This is a genomic window from Tsukamurella ocularis, from assembly GCF_024807615.1.
GTDB classification, from domain to species: domain Bacteria; phylum Actinomycetota; class Actinomycetes; order Mycobacteriales; family Mycobacteriaceae; genus Tsukamurella; species Tsukamurella ocularis.
The window spans coordinates 484518-500139 of record NZ_JANUCJ010000001.1; the positions used below are offsets into that span (position 1 = coordinate 484518).

Annotated in this window: 16 protein-coding genes; 13 read left to right on the top strand and 3 right to left on the bottom strand. The window is 71.8% G+C overall.

What is annotated here, in order from left to right; all coding sequences use genetic code 11:
• Positions 1–182 precede the first annotated feature (182 nt).
• Positions 183–2051, top strand: a complete 1869-nt coding sequence (locus HNP44_RS02445; protein ID WP_259141626.1) for an ABC transporter ATP-binding protein — start codon at positions 183–185, stop codon at positions 2049–2051.
• Between the two features lie 19 nt (positions 2052–2070).
• Here HNP44_RS02445 and HNP44_RS02450 read toward each other — a convergent pair whose 3' ends face one another.
• Both HNP44_RS02450 and HNP44_RS02455 read right to left on the bottom strand, forming a co-directional pair.
• A complete protein-coding gene (locus HNP44_RS02450; protein ID WP_259141625.1) occupies positions 2071–2433 on the bottom strand; it encodes a VOC family protein in 363 nt (120 codons plus the stop codon).
• A 1-nt stretch (position 2434) separates the two neighbouring features.
• Positions 2435–3259: a MerR family transcriptional regulator gene (locus HNP44_RS02455; protein WP_259141624.1), complete on the bottom strand. Its 825-nt coding sequence runs from the start codon at positions 3257–3259 to the stop codon at positions 2435–2437.
• A 66-nt stretch (positions 3260–3325) separates the two neighbouring features.
• Here HNP44_RS02455 and HNP44_RS20870 point away from each other — a divergent pair, with 66 nt between their 5' ends.
• The 8 genes from HNP44_RS20870 (at position 3326) to HNP44_RS02495 (ending at position 8164) form a co-directional block, all read left to right on the top strand.
• A complete protein-coding gene (locus HNP44_RS20870) occupies positions 3326–3544 on the top strand; it encodes a hypothetical protein (protein ID WP_374758719.1) in 219 nt (72 codons plus the stop codon).
• Positions 3541–4284 (top strand): ankyrin repeat domain-containing protein, encoded by a 744-nt coding sequence (locus HNP44_RS02465; RefSeq protein ID WP_259141623.1) that lies wholly within the window; start codon positions 3541–3543, stop codon positions 4282–4284. The genes HNP44_RS20870 and HNP44_RS02465 overlap by 4 nt, the downstream gene beginning before the upstream one ends.
• Before the next feature lie 67 nt (positions 4285–4351).
• Positions 4352–5158: a class I SAM-dependent methyltransferase gene (locus HNP44_RS02470; RefSeq protein WP_259141622.1), complete on the top strand. Its 807-nt coding sequence runs from the start codon at positions 4352–4354 to the stop codon at positions 5156–5158.
• The gene (locus HNP44_RS02475; RefSeq protein ID WP_259141621.1) at positions 5155–5472 is read left to right on the top strand and encodes a cupin domain-containing protein; all 318 of its coding nucleotides are present in this window, start codon (positions 5155–5157) and stop codon (positions 5470–5472) included. Before HNP44_RS02470 ends, HNP44_RS02475 begins: the two co-directional genes overlap by 4 nt.
• Before the next feature lie 41 nt (positions 5473–5513).
• A complete protein-coding gene (locus HNP44_RS02480) occupies positions 5514–6152 on the top strand; it encodes a helix-turn-helix domain-containing protein (RefSeq protein WP_259141710.1) in 639 nt (212 codons plus the stop codon).
• A 94-nt stretch (positions 6153–6246) separates the two neighbouring features.
• Positions 6247–6714 carry a hypothetical protein gene (locus HNP44_RS02485; RefSeq protein WP_259141620.1) on the top strand — a complete coding sequence of 156 codons (468 nt, stop codon included), beginning with the start codon at positions 6247–6249 and terminating at the stop codon, positions 6712–6714.
• Positions 6714–7379 (top strand): ABC transporter ATP-binding protein, encoded by a 666-nt coding sequence (locus tag HNP44_RS02490; protein WP_259141619.1) that lies wholly within the window; start codon positions 6714–6716, stop codon positions 7377–7379. Before HNP44_RS02485 ends, HNP44_RS02490 begins: the two co-directional genes overlap by 1 nt.
• Positions 7376–8164, top strand: coding sequence for an ABC transporter permease (locus tag HNP44_RS02495; protein WP_259141618.1), 789 nt, complete (start codon positions 7376–7378; stop codon positions 8162–8164). Before HNP44_RS02490 ends, HNP44_RS02495 begins: the two co-directional genes overlap by 4 nt.
• Here HNP44_RS02495 and HNP44_RS02500 read toward each other — a convergent pair.
• The gene (locus HNP44_RS02500; protein ID WP_259141617.1) at positions 8127–9089 is read right to left on the bottom strand and encodes an alpha/beta hydrolase; all 963 of its coding nucleotides are present in this window, start codon (positions 9087–9089) and stop codon (positions 8127–8129) included. The genes HNP44_RS02495 and HNP44_RS02500 overlap by 38 nt on opposite strands.
• A gap of 151 nt (positions 9090–9240) precedes the next feature.
• Between HNP44_RS02500 and HNP44_RS02505 the strand changes: the two genes are divergently transcribed.
• From HNP44_RS02505 to HNP44_RS02520, 4 genes are all read left to right on the top strand, one after another.
• The gene (locus HNP44_RS02505) at positions 9241–13149 is read left to right on the top strand and encodes a Pls/PosA family non-ribosomal peptide synthetase (protein WP_259141616.1); all 3909 of its coding nucleotides are present in this window, start codon (positions 9241–9243) and stop codon (positions 13147–13149) included.
• A gap of 54 nt (positions 13150–13203) precedes the next feature.
• Positions 13204–13680, top strand: coding sequence for a GNAT family N-acetyltransferase (locus tag HNP44_RS02510; protein ID WP_259141615.1), 477 nt, complete (start codon positions 13204–13206; stop codon positions 13678–13680).
• A 37-nt stretch (positions 13681–13717) separates the two neighbouring features.
• The gene (locus tag HNP44_RS02515) at positions 13718–15082 is read left to right on the top strand and encodes a M1 family metallopeptidase (RefSeq protein WP_259141709.1); all 1365 of its coding nucleotides are present in this window, start codon (positions 13718–13720) and stop codon (positions 15080–15082) included.
• Between the two features lie 138 nt (positions 15083–15220).
• Positions 15221–15592: a YciI family protein gene (locus HNP44_RS02520; RefSeq protein WP_259141614.1), complete on the top strand. Its 372-nt coding sequence runs from the start codon at positions 15221–15223 to the stop codon at positions 15590–15592.
• The last annotated feature ends 30 nt before the right edge of the window (positions 15593–15622 follow it).

Consider the following 15622-nt stretch of genomic DNA (forward strand, 5'->3'; position numbering starts at 1 on the left):
GCCGACGTGACTGTTGTGATTATTGAGACTCAAGTAAAGATCGAGGGTTGTCAAGCGCTGAGCGCCATCGGCGTGCCCGGGAACACGCTCCCGAGTCGATGCAGCGCCGCGATCGAACGCCGCCTTCGCCGAGCGCGAACGGACTGGACATCAACGTAACTTGAGGTCCTAGGCTTCAATGCATGAGCATGGAATCGGTCGCGTGGAGCACGCTGTATCAGACCAATCGGTCGCTCGACGCACCGTCGCGCCGCCCGGGCGAGACGATGCGCCGGATGGGTCCGTTCGCCCGCCCGCACCGCTGGCGGCTCGCCGCGTTCCTGGGCCTGTCGGTCTTCTCCGCGCTGCTCGCGGTCGCCACTCCTCTGCTCGCCGGCCAGGTCGTCGACCGGATCGTCGGCGGCGGCCCGACCAGCACCGTCGTCGAGATCGCGCTCCTCATCGCCGCCATCGCGATCGTCGGCGCCGGGGTGGACCTGCTCTCCCGCTGGTTCTCCTCGCGCATCGGCGAGGGCCTGATCTACCAGCTGCGCACCGCGGTCTTCGACCACGTCCAGACGATGCCGGTGGCCTTCTTCACCCGCACCCGCACGGGCGCGCTGGTCAGCCGCCTCAACAACGACGTGCTCGGCGCGCAGCGCGCGTTCTCCGATACCCTCGCCGGCGTCGTGACCAACGTCGTGACGCTGGCGCTCACGCTGGGCGTCATGCTCAGCATCTCGTGGCAGATCACGCTGCTCGCGCTGGTGCTGCTGCCGGTCTTCATCATCCCGTCGCGCAGCATGGGCCGCAGGATCGCCGGCATGTCGCGCCGTGCGGCCCGGCACAACGCGTCGATGAGCGACCAGATGACCGAGCGCTTCTCCGCGCCCGGCGCCACCCTGGTGAAGCTGTACGGCCGCCCCGACCTCGAATCGCACGCCTTCGCGACGCGCGCCGCGGCGGTCCGCGACATCGGCGTGAGCACGGCGATGTGGCGCATGACCTTCGTGACGATCCTGACGCTGGTCAGCTCCCTGGCCCTGGCGCTGGTCTACGGCCTCGGCGGCTTCTACGCGATCCGCGGCGACCTGCAGGCGGGCGCTGTGGTGTCCCTCGCCCTGCTGCTCACCCGTCTGTACGTGCCGCTCACCGCGCTCGCCAACGCCCGGGTCGAGGTGATGACCGCCCTGGTCTCCTTCGAGCGGGTCTTCGAGGTGCTGGACCTGGAGCCGATGGTGCGCGACGCGCCGGACGCGCGCGACATCGCGAAGGGCCCCACCGAGCTGCGGTTCGAGGGCGTCGACTTCGCCTACCCCTCGGCCGAGAAAGTCTCGCTGGCCTCGCTGGAGGAGGTCGCGCAGCTCGACACCCGCGGCGGCGAGACCGTGCTGCACGGGATCGAGTTCACGGCGGCGCCCGGCTCGATGGTCGCGCTGGTCGGCAGCTCCGGCGCCGGCAAGTCGACGATCGCGCAGCTCGCCACCCGCCTCTACGACCCCGACGCCGGGGCGGTCACCCTGAACGGCGTGGACCTGCGCGACGTCACCGCCCGGAGCCTGCACTCCGCCGTCGGCCTGGTGACCCAGGACGGGCACCTGTTCCACGACACCATCCGCGCGAACCTGGTGCTCGCGAACCCGGGCGCGTCCGAGGCCGACATCCGGGACGCGCTGCGGCGCGCACGCCTCGAGGAGCTGGTCGCGCACCTTCCCGACGGCCTCGACACCGTCGTCGGCGAGCGCGGCTACCGCCTCTCCGGCGGCGAGCGCCAGCGCCTCACGATCGCGCGACTGCTGCTCGCGCAGCCCTCGGTCGTCATCCTCGACGAGGCCACCGCGCACCTGGATTCGACGTCCGAAGCCGCCGTGCAGGCCGCGCTCGCCGAGGCGCTGGCCGACCGCACCTCGCTCGTGATCGCGCACCGTCTGTCGACGATCCGCGCGGCCGACCAGATCCTGGTGCTGGAGGCCGGACGCATCGTCGAGCGCGGGACACACGACTCGCTGCTCGCGCGCGGCGGCCGCTACGCCGAGCTCTACCGCACGCAGTTCGCCGACCAGGCGGCCTGAGACGGGGCGTCAGCCGGGCTCAGTGCCCGCCGGCGTAGGCGATGCAGAACTCGTTGCCCTCGGGGTCCTGGAGCACCGTCCACTGGATGCCCCACCCGTCGTGCTCGCGCACCGTCGTCGCGCCGAGCGCCTCGACGCGCGCGACCTCCGCCGCGCGGTCGTCCGCCACGAGGTCCAGGTGCAGGCGGTTCTTCACGGTCTTGCCCTCGGGCACCGCGAGGAACATCATCCGCGGCAGAGCAGGATTCGCGTAGCCGATGGTGCGCATGAAGGCGTTGCCGTCGTTCTCGTCGACGGGCACGCCGAGCACCTGCGACCAGAACGCCGCCTGTCCGGCGACGTCGGCGCAGTCGAGGTTGATCATCTGCAGCGTGAGGGCCATGTCAGTTCTCCTTCGTCGCGGCGGCCTGGACGGGCCACCAGATCTCGGTGCGCAGGTCCGCGGGGGTCGCGGCGGCACAGGGGTCCACGAGGTAGCGCTCGATGACGGCGCCGCCCGCGTCGGTGGCGTTGCGGGCCACCCACGCGCCGAGCTGGCCGTACGTCTCGTCGAACGTCGAGTACGAGCCGTGGTGCACGGCGACGGCGCACAGCGCGCGGCCCAGCCGCCGGTTGCGCACCCGCCCGGTCACGGCGCCGGGGCCGGAGACGGGGATCAGCGCGGCGACCTGTTCGACCTCGGCGACCTGCGACGGGTACTCGGCGAGCGAGGGCCCCGTCACCGTGAGGCCCGATGCCGCCGCGCACGCCTCGAGCTCGGAGTAGGCGGCGTCGAGGAACTCGGGAAGACGCGCGTGCTCGACGGTGCCGGCGATCTCGAGCACGTCGATCGCCTCGAACTCGCGCAGGTGGGTGGGCGTGTGCGCGACCGGGGCGGTCGCGTTCTGCAGCGCGACGATGGCCCGCTCCAGGTCGGCACGACGCTCCCGCAGCGTCGCCTCGTGCTCGGCGAGGATCTCCCGGGTCACGTCGGGGTCGCGCGCCTCCAGCACCCGCGCGACGGCCGCGAGCGGCACGTCGAGATCGCGGAGCCGGGAGAGCACCGCGGCGTCGTGCACCTGCGCCGCGTCGTAGTGCCGGTAGCCCGTCGCGGGGTCGATCGCGGCGGGCACCAGCACACCCTGCTCGTGGTAGCGGCGCAGCTGCTTGACGGAGAGCAGGGTTGCGCGCGAGAACATCCCGATCGACATGAGGCCCGGTGTGGTCACGGGTCGAGTATGGGGTCTCCCCCCGAGGGGAGGGTCAAGTCCGGCGCCGCGGGCTACGGTCGAGCGATGACCGTCTCCGCCCCCACCGCCGCCGGACACCTCACCCCGGCGGAGCGCGTCGCGCCCGTGGCCCACACGTCGGGCGAGCACTGCGCGATGTGCAGCGCCGCGCACGCCTGGGTCGGGCTGGACCGCATCGACTACGCGGGGACCAGGGAGCGGTTGGTCGCCTGGCACACGGGATGGGGCACCCTGCACGCGCGCGCGGCGGGGGTCGACGCATGAGGAGCCTCGCCGCCATCGCCGCCGCGGTGCTGCTCGCAGGCTGCTCGGTCGAACAGGTCGAACAGCTCCCGCCGGCTCCGTCGAGCACACAGACGGCCCCGTCGGGCCCGGCCGCGGCACCGTCGTCGACGGTGCGCCCCGCCCCTACCCCGGAAGCGACCCGGGCGCTGGTGCGCGCGGTCACCGACGGGGACCTCGCGGCGACCCGCGCCGCCATCACCGACGGCGCCGACCTGGAGGTGCGCATCACCCGCGCCCGCACGGCGGTGGTGGCGGCGACGAAGGCCGGGCACACGCAGATCGCGCTGGCCCTGCTCGACGCGGGCGCGGACCCGAACGCTAAGGACGACATCCAGGACTCCGCGTACCTCTACGCGGGCGCGGAGGGGATGACCGAGATCCTCGCGTCGACGCTGCGGCACGGCGCGAACGTGCGCAGCCTCAACCGCTATCGCGGGACGGCACTGATCCCGGCGTGCGAGCACGGGCACGTCGAGAACGTGAAGCTGCTGATCGCCGCCGGGGTGGACGTGGATCACGTCAACAACTCGGGCTGGACCTGCCTGCTGGAGGCGGTGATCCTCGGCAACGGCGACGCGGACCACGTGGAGACGGTCCGCCTCGTGCTCAACGCGGGCGCCCGCCCGGACCTCGCGGACCGGCAGGGCGTCACCGCGCGACAGCACGCCGTCGCGCGCGGGCAGACCGCCGTCGCCGCGGAGATCGACCGGCACCACTGAGACAGTATTGGCAAGGCTCGCCTATTTAGTGCAATACTCTCCGGTAAATACCGAGAGAGGCGGCGAGATGCCCGAACCCACCAACGAACTCCCGCTGCACGCTCGCAGGACCGAGGACCTGCCCGGCCACTGGCTGCTCGCACGCCTCGGCAAGCGGGTGCTCCGGCCCGGCGGCCGGAAGATGACCAAGGACCTGCTCACCGACGCGGGCCTGCAGGGTGCCGACGTGGTCGAACTCGCCCCCGGCCTGGGCAAGACCGCTGCCGAGATCGTGGGCCGCGCCCCCGCGTCGTACGTCGGCGTCGAATCCGACCCGGCCGCCGCGGACTGGACGGGCGCGGCGGTGGGTGCCGCCGGCCGCGTCGTTGTCGCGGAGGCCCAGGCCACCGGCCTGGACGCGGGCAGCGCCGACGTCGTGATCGGCGAGGCGATGCTGACGATGCAGACCGAGCGCGGGAAGAAGGAGATCGCCGACGAGGCGCACCGCGTCCTCCGCCCCGGCGGCCGCTACGCGATCCACGAGCTCGCGCTGCACCCCGACACGCTGCCGGACGAGACCAAGACCGAGATCCGCAAGGCCCTCGCCCGATCGATCAAGGTGAACGCGCGCCCGCTCACCGAGGACGAGTGGCGGGCGACGCTCGACCGGTCGGGCTTCGATGTCGAGGTCGTCCGGTTCGCGCCGATGGCACTGCTCGAGCCCCGGCGCGTCATCGCCGACGAGGGCGTCGCGCGGACCCTGCGGTTCGTGGGCAACGTCCTGCGCGACGGTCCGGCACGCAAGCGCATTCTCGCGATGCGCACGGTGTTCACCCGGCACAAGGCCAACCTGGCCGCGATCGAGATCGTCGCCGTGAAGCGGTCGGAGGCGTGAGCGCGGGCTGGGCCGAGGTCGACGGGCTCGCCGCGGGAACCCCGAAGGCCGGCGACGCCCCCGACGTGAAGCTGCGGCAGCGCACCGACGCCGCACGCATCATCCAGATCACCTTCGCCGCAGGCCAGAGCATGCCCGGACACAGCGCGCCCCGGCCGATCGTGCTCCTCGGGCAACGCGGCACCGTCACCGTCGAGATCGACGGCGATGTGGTCGTTCTCGAGTCCGGGCGGGCGGTCCAGCTCGACGAGCGCGTCCCACACTCCCTCACCGCGGTCACCGACGCCGACGTCACCCTCATACTGGTGGGGTGAGCGCCCGGGCCCCGGGCGAGAGGGTCCGGGAGGTCATGCGCATGGAATCGGCGGGACGCGACGGGGTGCTGACGCTCGTGCGCACGAGGGGTCCGATGACCGCCACCGAGGTCGCCGACGCGCTGGACGTCCACGTGAGCACGGCCCGGTTCCACCTGACCAACCTGGTGGAGTCCGGCCTGGTCGAGACTGCTCCGGACAAGCGACGCACCGTCGGCCGGCCGCGCGTCACCTACGCTGCCCGCCCGCAGGCGCCGACGGGCGAGCTCCTCGGACTGCTCCTCGCACAGCTCGGTCCCACGCCCGAGCTACGCGAGCGGGCGGCGGCCGACGCCGGCCGACTGTGGGCCGCGTCGCGCACCGTCGTCGCGCCGTCCGACGGCCTGCCGGACCCCGCGGCCGTCGCGGGCGCGATCCTGCGCGTCCTCGGCTTCGAGATCGAGTCCACGACCAGCGCGTTCGGAACGCACACGCTGCAGATCTGCGCGTGCCCGCTGCAGAGCCTGGCGGGCGGCTCACCCGAGGTCGCGCGCGGCGTGGTCCGGGGCGCCGTCGAGCAGGCCCTCGCGATCGCCTCACCCTCTCTCGGCTCGCAGTACGCGGTGCACGTGCAACCGGATCCCCACGGCGACTGCGCGATCGGCGTCCGCCTGGCCCCGATGGCAGTCCGCAGCGTGTGATCGACATCTCCACAAGGCGAGCCTTGCCTAATTTATTTGAATGAGTCAGACTCCTTTTTATCCGGGCGACCGTCGTCCGGTGAGAGAGGAACCGATGCCGACCATCCGCCCGCGCACCGTCGCCGCCGCCACGCTCGTCGCCCTCAGCGCGCTCGTGCCCGCCGCTCCCGCCCTCGCCGCCCCCGGCCCTGGATTCCGCGTCACCTCGGAGAACCCCACCGCGGCCGAGCTGAACGACCTGGTCCAGTTCATCGTCACCACGCCCGCCAGCGACGCCGACAAGGCCGCCAACGTCGAGGGCGGCATGTCGTCGGTCGTCGTGCCCCGCACCGTCTACACCCTGGGCCTGTTCCGCGCGCCGCGCGGCTCCAGCGAGGTGACGGGCCCACTGGCCCGCAACGGCAACCGGGTCAGCGGCAACCTGACGGCGAGCTCGGTCGGCATCCCCACCGTCCGGATGAAGGTCGACTTCGTCCGTGAGGGCGGCAACTGGAAGCTCGCCACGAGCTCGATGTGTGAGGGCGTCAAGGCCGTCGGCCTGCCCATCTTCTGCAACGCCTGATGATCGCCGTCCAGGAGCTGCGAGTGCACCGCTCCCGGCGCCCGGTCCTGCGAGGCGTCACGCTCACCGTCCCCGACGGTGCCGTGACCTACCTGCTGGGACGCAACGGCGCCGGCAAGTCGACTCTGCTCCGCGCCGTCGCCGGGCTGGTCCGGCCCAGTGCGGGCACCGTCGACCCGGGCGGCGACATCGGCCTGCACCTGGGCCCGGACACGGCCGACCCTGGTCACACCGTGCGCCGCCACCTGCGCTGGGTCGCCGCAGCGTCGGGGTGCCCGCGGTCGCGCGTGGGCGCCGTGATGGGCGACGCCGGCCTCGGCGAGGTGGCCAGAACCCGGATCGGCGCCCTCTCCCTGGGCTGGCGGCAACGCGTCGCGGTCGCCGCGGCCCTGCTCCCCGAGGCGGGCACCGTCGTCTTCGACGAGCCGCTCAACGGCCTCGACATCGACGCGGCGCTGTGGTTCCGCGGCGTGCTCGCCGACCTCTCCGCCCGCGGCGCGAGCGTCCTCGTCGCGACGCATCACCTCGACGAGGCGTTGCGCACCGGCGACCGGCTCGCGGTACTCGCGGGCGGGCGGATCGTCGGCGAGCACGTCCCGTCGGACTTCGCCGACGGCGCCTCCCTCGAGGCCGTGTACCTGCGCGCGATCGGCGCGGCGGCGTGACGGTCCTCGCCCGGGCCGCCCGCGCGGAGGTGGTGCGCGCCGGAGGACTGCGCGGAGCGGGCGCGGTGCTCCTGGCCCTCGCGATCGCGGTCCCGGCCGCGGTGACACTCGCGGTCGCGGCGCTCGCGGAACACGTCGCGCGGCTCGCGTCGTCCGTCCAGGTCACCGCGGTCGCGACGACGAACTCCGCGTACTGGCTGCTGTCGCTGACCCCGGTCACGTGCTGCGCGGTCGCGGCGTACGCGGCGGCGGGCTCGGCACGCCGCGAGTGGGATCGCTTCCTGGTCCCGAACCAGGCCGTCGGAGCCGCGGCCCGGTGGCTGGTCTTCGGTGGCTTCGCCGCGGCCGCGACCTCGGGACTCACCGCGATCACGCTCGCCGCGCTGCCCCTCGTCTTCCCCCGCGTCTACGGCGACGTGCAACTGGTGAGCGGCGCGGGCGCGCGGATGGTCGTGGTGGGCGGAGTCACCGCGTTCCTATTGGTGGGCGCCGCGATCGGCGTCGCGCTCCTGCTCCGGCATCCAGTCGCGGCCCTGATCGCCGTGGTCGGGTGGGCGGGGATCGTCGAGCCCGGCATCGCACTGGTCCCCGGCGCGGCGAACGCCCAGCGGTACATGCCCTTCCTCAACGCCATCTACGCGAGCGGGCAGGAGCTGATCTTCGCGCCGCCCTGGTCGCCCGACGGTGCCGTCGCCTACCTCGCCGCACTCTGCCTCGGCGTGTTCGCAGCGGGACTGCTCAGCAAGCTCAGGCCGCTTCGCTGCGCTGCGCCTCGGCCTCGGTGAGGTGCTCGGAGAGGAAGGCGACGGCCGTCTTGTACGCGGCCCACGACTCGGGCGTCAGGCCCGCGCTGACGACGAAGGCGTGCACCTGTCCGTCGTAGACGTGCACCTCGTTCTCGACCTCGGCGCGGTCAAGGGCGGCGTGCAGCTCCAGCGAATCCAGCTCCAGCGCTTCGCGGCTCGCGGCGAACAGAATGCTCGGCGGGAAGTAGCGGGCGGTGGCGTCCGTGGTCATGTCCTCCGGACCGCGCAGTTCCTCCGGACCGCGGCCCAGCACCGTGCGCAGCTTGCGGATCTTGCCCAGCGGCAGCATCGCGTCGTGCCGCGAGGAGCGCGGAAGACCGGCGCTGATGTCGAGGAACGGGGAGAAGCCCGCGAACGCCGTCGGCCCCTGGATACCCGCCTCGGCGGCGTACTGGATCACTTTCGCGCACACGAAGCCGCCGGCGGAGTCGCCCGCTACGAGGATCCGGTCGACCTCGCCCGAGTCCAGCAGCTCGCGGTACGCGGCGAAGCCGTCGGCGACGGACGTGCCGACGCCACCGTCGGGGTACTGCCGGTACTCGACGTTGTAGACCGGCACCCGCAGGCCGCGAGCCAGCAGCACCGCGATCCGCCGGTGGGTGTCCAGGTTGCAGCCGATGAACGCGCCGCCGTGGTAGTAGACGAGGGCAGCGCGCGGGTGCGGGTCGGCGTCACCGTCGGGAATGATGCGTTCGGTGGGCACGCCGCCGAGGAGGATCTTCTCGATCCGCACGCCGCGCACCGACTGGGGCACCCGGCTCAGGTACGGCTCCGCGGCGCGGAGGATCGGCAGGGTCCGATCGCTCATCGGGAAGACCCGGAAGATGGTCTTCATCACGATCCGGACGAACCACAGCACGATCAGGGCGCGCACACTGCGGCCACGATGAGCGATGACGGCCATGTCGAACACTCCTTGTTACTGGCCAGTAATCTGTGCCACCAGGATAGCCCCGCCGGTCGATGCGGCGACATCCGCGTGACCTGACACAATCAACCCGAAGTTCTGTGTTCTCTGTCGTGCCCGTCTGCATAACCGGAGGAAGTCGGCCATCGTGGTCCCGAACGAGATCCCCCCGCAGTACCTGTTGTCCGCCCAAGCACCCGAGCCACGCACCCTGATCGACATCCTCCGGGCGACCGTCGACGCCTACCCCGAGGTGCCCGCCATCGACGACGGCGACGCGGTCCTTACCTACTCCGAGCTGTGGGAGGAGGTTCTCGAGGGCGCCGCCTTCCTCGGCCGCAGCGGCGTGCAGGCCGGCGACCGCGTCGGCATCCGGATGCCGTCCGGGCACCGCTCGCTCTACATCGCGATCCTCTCGACGCTCGCCGCGGGCGCCGCGTACGTGCCCGTCGACGCCGACGACCCGCAGGAGCGGGCCGACCTCGTCTTCGGGGAGGCGCACGCCGCCGCGATCTTCACCGGCGACGGGCTGTGGCGCGCGCCGTCGACCAAGGAGCGGGCGGCGGCGATCGAGGCCGGCACCGTCGAGCCCGGCAACCGCCTGCCCGTGCCCTACGACGACTCCTGGATCATCTTCACGTCCGGATCCACCGGCACTCCGAAGGGCGTGGCCGTCACGAACCGCAACTCCGCGGCCTTCGTCGACGCCGAGGCGCGCCTGTTCCTGCAGGACGAGCCGCTGCGTCCCGGCGACCGCGTGCTCGCCGGCCTGTCCGTCGCCTTTGATGCCTCGTGCGAGGAGATGTGGCTCGCCTGGCGCCACGGCGCGTGCCTGGTGCCCGCGCCGCGCTCGCTGGTGCGGTCCGGCATGGACCTCGGGCCCTGGCTGGTCTCGCGCGACATCTCCGTGGTGTCGACGGTGCCTACGCTCGCCGCCATGTGGCCCGCGGAAGCGCTGGAGGCGGTCCGCCTGCTCATCTTCGGCGGTGAGGCCTGCCCGCCCGAGCTGGCGCAGCGGCTCGCCGTCGACGGCCGCGAGGTGTGGAACACTTACGGCCCCACCGAGGCCACCGTCGTCGCGTGCGCCGCGCCGCTCGACGGGCAGGGCCCCGTGCGGATCGGCCTCCCCCTACAGGGCTGGGATCTCGCGGTGGTCGACCCCGCCACGTCGCTGCCGGTGGCAGTCGGCCAGTCCGGCGAGCTGGTGATCGGCGGCGTGGGCCTGGCCCGCTACCTCGACCCGGCGAAAGACGCCGAGAAGTACGCGCCGATGGAGACGCTCGGCTGGGAGCGCGCCTACCGCTCCGGCGACCTGGTCCGCCTCGAGCCCGAGGGCCTGCTCTTCGAGGGGCGCGCCGACGACCAGGTCAAGGTCGGCGGCCGCCGCATCGAGCTCGGCGAGGTCGACACCGCGCTGCAGAACCTGCCCGGCGTCTCCGGCGCGGCCGCGGCCGTGCGGAAGAACTCGGCCGGCACGTCGATGCTCGTCGGCTACCTCGCGTCCACGGACCCCGACTTCGACCTCAAGGCCGCCCGCGAGCTGCTCGCCGAGCAGCTCCCGGCAGCGCTGGTCCCGCGACTCGCACTGGTGGACGAGCTGCCGACGCGCACGTCGGGCAAGGTCGACCGGAACGCTCTCCCCTGGCCGCTCCCGGGTTCCGACGACACCGACACCGGCGATCTCGAGGGCACCGCGGCCTGGGTCGCCGAGCGCTGGTCCGGCATCCTCGGCGCGTCGATCACGAGCGAGGACGCCGACTTCTTCGCCGAGGGCGGCGGCTCGCTCAGTGCTGCCCAGCTGGTGACGGCGCTCCGCGAGCAGTACTCGTCGGTCACCGTCGCCGACCTCTACGACCACCCGCGCCTCGGATCGCTCGCGTCGTACCTGGACTCGCTGCGGCCCGCCGAGGTCGCCGAGCCGCGCTACGTCAGGCCGACGCCGCGGTCGACGGGCGTCGCGCAGATCCTGCTGTCAGTGCCCCTCACCACCCTCACCGGCCTGCAGTGGCTCACGTGGATGGCGATCGCCAACAACGTCTTCGCCTGGGCCACCGGCTCGACGCTGCTGCCCACGCTGAACTGGTGGGTCGTCCTCGCGCTGTTCCTGGTGTTCATCACCCCGATCGGGCGCATGGCGCTGTCGGTGATCGCCTGCCGCCTCTTGCTCGGCGGCCTGCAGCCCGGCGTCTACCGTCGGGGCGGCCCCGAGCACCTGCGACTGTGGATCGCCGAGCGGTTCACCGCGGCGTCGGGCGCCGAGAACCTCTCCGGCGCACCGTGGATGATCTACTACGCCCGCGCCCTCGGCGCCACCATCGGCCGCGGCGTCGACCTGCACGCCCTGCCCCCGGTCACAGGCATGCTCGAGCTGGGCGACCACGCCTCCGTCGAGCCCGAGGTCGACCTCGCAGGCCACTACCTCGACGGCGACGAGCTGCACATCGGCGCGATCAGCATCGGCGAGGAGGCCTCGATCGGGGCACGGTCCACGCTGCTGCCCGGCGCGAAGATCGGCAAGCGTGCCGAGGTCGGCCCCGGCTCCGCGGTATTCGGCAAGGTCAAGGCGAAGCAGCACTGGGCCGGCTCTCCCGCGGAGAAGATCGGCAAGGCCGAGCACCCGTGGCCCGCGGAGCATCCACCGCGCAAGCCTTACTGGGTGTTCGTGTACGGCGTCAGCTCGGTTCTGCTGGCCGGCCTGCCGATGGTCGCGATCGGTGCGGGGCTCGCGCTCCTCGGTTGGATCGTGCGCGACGATTCGAACCTCAAGGAGGCGGCGCTGCACGCCCTTCCGGCCCTCCCCGTCGCGGTGATCGTCTCGCTCACCGTGTACGCCCTGCTCACCCTGATCGCCGTCCGGCTGCTCGCGATCGGCCTCAAGCCGGGATACCACGCGGTGCGCAGCCGCATCGGCTGGCAGGTGTGGGCGACCGAGCGCCTCATGGACGCCGCGCGCACCTTCCTCTTCCCGCTGTACGCCTCGCTGCTGACCCCGATCTGGTTCCGCATGCTGGGCACCAAGGTGGGCAAGGACGCCGAGATCTCCACCGCGATGGTGATCCCCAAGTTCACGACGATCGGCGAGGGCTCCTTCCTCGCCGACGACACCATGGTCGGCAGTTACGAGCTCGGCGGCGGCTGGATGCGTATCGATGAGGCGAAGATCGGCAAGCGCGCCTTCCTCGGCAACTCGGGGATGACGGGGCCGGGCCGCCGCGTCCCGAAGGACGGCCTGGTAGCCGTGCTGAGCGCGACCCCGTCGAAGGCGAAGAGCGGCAGCTCCTGGCTCGGCTCTCCCCCGGTCCGTCTGCGCCGCACTGCCGGCAACACGGACTCGACCTTCACCTACAACCCGTCGTTCGCGCTGCGCGTCGCGCGCGGCTCAGTCGAGACGGCGCGCTTGCTGGCCGTCTTCGTCAGCTTCGGCCTCGGCCTGGCGACCTTCGTGTCGCTGAACTACTTCGTGATCAACGTGGGCTGGTGGCTCGCCGCCCTGCTCTCCGGCGTGACCCTGCTCGTGGCCGGCGCGATCGCCTGCTGCGTCGCCGCGGCCGCGAAGTGGCTGGTGGTCGGGCGGATCGGCCGCGAGGAGCACCCGCTGTGGTCCTCGTTCGTCTGGCGCAACGAGCTCTCCGACGCGTTCGTCGAGTGCGTCGCGGCGCCGTGGTTCGCGCACGCCGCCACCGGCACCCCGATCCTCAACCTGTGGCTGCGGATGCTGGGCGCGAAGATCGGCCGCGGCGTCTGGTGCGAGACCTACTGGCTGCCCGAGGCCGACCTCGTGACCCTCGGCGACGCCGCGACCGTTTCGCGCGGCTGCGTCGTGCAGACGCACCTCTTCCACGACCGGATCATGGCGATGGACACCGTGGTGCTCGGCAAGGGCGCCACGCTGGGCCCGCACTGCGTCGCCCTCCCGGCGTCGTCCGTGGGCGACGGTGCCACCGTCGGCCCGGCGTCGCTGGTCATGCGCGGCGACTCGGTGCCCGCCAACACCAAGTGGCAGGGCAACCCGATCTCGCCGTGGATCTTCAACGAGGGCAAGCGCAAGCGCGACTGATCCGGCGATCCGCCACTAGGGTTGGCACCGACACCCCCGACGAAAGGGTCACCCGTGAGCGACGGGCTCGAGATCACCCCGTTCCAGCCGAGCGACGTGGCGGAACTCCTCGTCCTGCAGCGCTGCTGTTGGGTGCAGGAGGCGATCGCGAACGACAGCCTTGAGATCCTGCCGCTGACCGAGACCCACGACGACATCCTGGAGTGGGCCGCACAGTGGGCGACGTTCGTCATGCGGCTCGACGGCCGGCTGATCGGCGCGGTCCGCGGCCGGGCGGAGCCGAACCACCGCTGGCACATCGGACGCATCATGGTGGCGCCGGATCTCGCGGGTCGCGGCCTCGGCACCGAGCTCATCGCCCTCATGGAGTCGCTCGCCCCACAGGGCACGGCAGAGTTCGTCATGTTCACCGGCGCGGGGAGCGCGCGCAACATCCGGACGTACGAGCGCGCGGGCTACGTCGTCTCCGATCCCGAGCCCGCGCCGCACGGCGGCGTCGCCACCGTGACGCTGCGCAAGCCGGTAAGGTGATCATCCGACCCCCGAGCGAAAAGGAAGTGGATCAGTGGTGCGCAAGTCGGCCAGGCCGAAGCTCGTCGCAGCACCGAATCCGCAGCACGCGCGCGCAGTGGATCCGTACATCCCCGGCCACGGCAACCCCGGTTACCGGGTCTCGCGGTACGACCTCGAGCTGACGTACAAGGTCGAGAGCAACCGCCTCGAGGGCAAGGCGGAGATCACCGCGACGACGAACGAGCCGCTCAAGCGGCTGGCGATCGACCTCTCCGCCGCGCTGACCGCGTCCAAGATCACGATCAACGGGCGCCGTCCGCAGCGGTACGCGCGGCGGGGCGGCAAGCTGGAGCTCACTCTCGCGTCCGAGGTGCCCGCCGGCGCCGCGATGACGATCTCCATCCGGTACGCGGGCACGCCGAAGCCGATCCGGTCGACGTGGGGCGAGGTCGGCTGGGAGGAGCTGTCCGAGGGCGTCATCGTCGCCTCACAGCCGAGCGGCGCACCGTCGTGGTTCCCGTGCGACGACCATCCCGCCTCCAAGGCCTCGTACCGCATCGCCATCACAACCGACTCGCCGTACCGCGTCGTCTCCAACGGCAAGCTCGTCTCCCGCAAGGTCTCGGCCGCGCACACCACCTGGGTCTACGAGCAGGCCGCGCCGATGGCGTCGTACCTCGCGACCATCCAGATCGGCAGCTACGACCTGCTCAAGGTCGCCGAGAAGCCGGTGCCTATCCGGGCGGCTGTCCCGGCGCGCCTCACCTCCGACTTCCAGCGCAGCTTCGGCAACCAGGAACGCATCATGCGCGCCTTCACCCGCTGGTTCGGCCCGTACCCGTTCCCGGAGTACACCGTCGTCGTCACCGACGACACGCTGGAGATCCCCGTCGAGGCCCAGACCGTTTCGATCTTCGGAGCCAACCACTGCGACGGGACACGGCACGCCGAACGCCTCGTCGCCCATGAGCTGGCGCACCAGTGGTTCGGCAACTCCCTGACGCTGACCCGGTGGAAGGACATCTGGCTGCACGAGGGCTTCGCCTGCTATTCCGAGTGGCTGTGGGCGCAGGAGTGCGGCGAGGCGACCACCCAGCAGATGGCGGCGCGCTACTACGCGAAGCTCGCGGGCTCGCGGACCGACATCGTGGTCGGCGACCCGGGCCCGGACCTGATGTTCGACGACCGCGTCTACAAGCGCGGCGCGCTCACGGTGCACGCGGTGCGCGTGGCGCTCGGCGACCCCGCGTTCTTCACGATGCTCCACGAATGGACGTCCGAGTTCGCCCACCAGTCGGTGACGACCGAGGATCTGATCACGCTCGCGGCGAAGTACAGTCCGGAGCCGCTCCGGAACCTGTGGCGCACCTGGTTGTACGAGACCGCGCTGCCGCCGCTCCCGGTGCTCACCGCGCTCTGAGCCGATCCCGCCCGCCCCGGCGCGGGGCGGGTGGAAACTTTCTGTGGGGACGATGTCGAAACGGGGTCGTCCCGTTCGACGCCTGTACGAGACACGCTCACCACCACAGAAGAAGGACTGATCGATATGCCTCGTTTCATGGGATTCGTACGGATGGCCGAGGGACCCGAGGTCGGCACGCCGCCCAAGGCGCTCTTCGACGCGATGGACGTCTACATCGGCGAGCAGGCCGCGAAGGGCCACTTCCTCGACGGCGGCGGCCTCTACGGCTCGGAGGACGCCATCAACTTCGTCGTCCGCAAAGGCGAGATCACCCGGGTCGACGGCCCGTACGCCGAGTCGAAGGAGATCGTGGGCGGCTGGTCGCTGCTGCAGTACGACACCGTCGAGGAGGCGATCGTCGCATCGGAGGAGTTCGCGCAGCTGCACGCCACGCACTGGCCCGAGCTGAACATGGTCTCCACGCTCCGGCAGATCGCCGACGAGCCGCCCACGCCGGCCGAGGACTGACGCGCCCGGCGGTGGTCCCGCCTACGCTGG

Coding starts and splice junctions, on each gene's coding strand:
- HNP44_RS02480 (WP_259141710.1), top strand. CDS start 5,514: ATGGAATCGGCGGGACGCGACGGGGTGCTGACGCTCGTGCGCACGAGG.
- HNP44_RS02485 (WP_259141620.1), top strand. CDS start 6,247: ATGCCGACCATCCGCCCGCGCACCGTCGCCGCCGCCACGCTCGTCGCC.
- HNP44_RS02465 (WP_259141623.1), top strand. CDS start 3,541: ATGAGGAGCCTCGCCGCCATCGCCGCCGCGGTGCTGCTCGCAGGCTGC.
- HNP44_RS02490 (WP_259141619.1), top strand. CDS start 6,714: ATGATCGCCGTCCAGGAGCTGCGAGTGCACCGCTCCCGGCGCCCGGTC.
- HNP44_RS02500 (WP_259141617.1), bottom strand. CDS start 9,089: ATGGCCGTCATCGCTCATCGTGGCCGCAGTGTGCGCGCCCTGATCGTG.
- HNP44_RS02470 (WP_259141622.1), top strand. CDS start 4,352: ATGCCCGAACCCACCAACGAACTCCCGCTGCACGCTCGCAGGACCGAG.
- HNP44_RS02520 (WP_259141614.1), top strand. CDS start 15,221: ATGGGATTCGTACGGATGGCCGAGGGACCCGAGGTCGGCACGCCGCCC.
- HNP44_RS20870 (WP_374758719.1), top strand. CDS start 3,326: ATGACCGTCTCCGCCCCCACCGCCGCCGGACACCTCACCCCGGCGGAG.
- HNP44_RS02445 (WP_259141626.1), top strand. CDS start 183: ATGAGCATGGAATCGGTCGCGTGGAGCACGCTGTATCAGACCAATCGG.
- HNP44_RS02450 (WP_259141625.1), bottom strand. CDS start 2,433: ATGGCCCTCACGCTGCAGATGATCAACCTCGACTGCGCCGACGTCGCC.